This window comes from Streptomyces sp. AC627_RSS907, from assembly GCF_019049165.1.
Map to the genome: position 1 here is coordinate 1 of NZ_JAGMUE010001378.1, position 693 is coordinate 693.

1 protein-coding gene is annotated in these 693 nt (G+C 72.7%); it reads right to left on the reverse strand.

Translation table 11 applies throughout. The features are described 5' to 3' along the window. A partial coding sequence (locus KUM32_RS42010) for an MMPL family transporter (RefSeq protein WP_217146863.1) occupies positions 1-590 on the reverse strand: 590 nt, incomplete at its 3' end. Positions 591-693: the final 103 nt, after the last annotated feature.

Genomic DNA, 693 nt, shown 5'->3' on the forward strand with positions numbered 1-693 from the left:
GGGCTGCGGTAGGTGATCAGCAGCAGTGCCGCGACCACCGCGCCGGTGATGATCATGAGGGTGGAGTCGAGGGAGTTGAAGACCTCGACGGTGTCGGTGAGGGAGGCGGCCGGGCCGCCGACCTCGGTGGTGAGCCCCGGTGGCGCGTCCGCGTCGGCGATCTCGCGTACCGCGTCGACGTCGTCGGTCAGGCCGTCGGTCCCGGACAGCGGGACGGTGGTGATCAGGGCCTGGCCGTCGGCGGAGGGCTCGGCCCGGGCGACCCGCTGGCCTTCGGCGGCGAACTCGGCGAACCGGGCGCGGTCCGCGGCGACCTTGGCGCGGTCGGCCGCGGTGAGGCCGCCGTCGCGGGTGTAGACGGCGACGGCGGCGGTCAGTTCGTCGGCCCTGAACTTCTCCAGCTCGGTGTTCACCTGGGCCGATTCGGCGCCACTCGGCAGGAAGGCGTTCGGGCCGTTCTCCTCGACGTCGCCGAGCTTGCCGGCCAGGGGCCCGAGGGCGACCGCGAGGATCAGCCAGGCCAGCAGGACGACCCATTTCGAGCGGCGTCCGCCGGGGAGGACGGGGAGCCGCTTGCTCCACGCGGGCATGGGTGATCTCCTTCGGAGTGGGAGTGAGTTGTGCGAGGGGCTCGCGGAACGTCGCTCCGTGCGGGCGTGTGACCGGGAGTGCAGTCCCGGCCACACGTCGTGT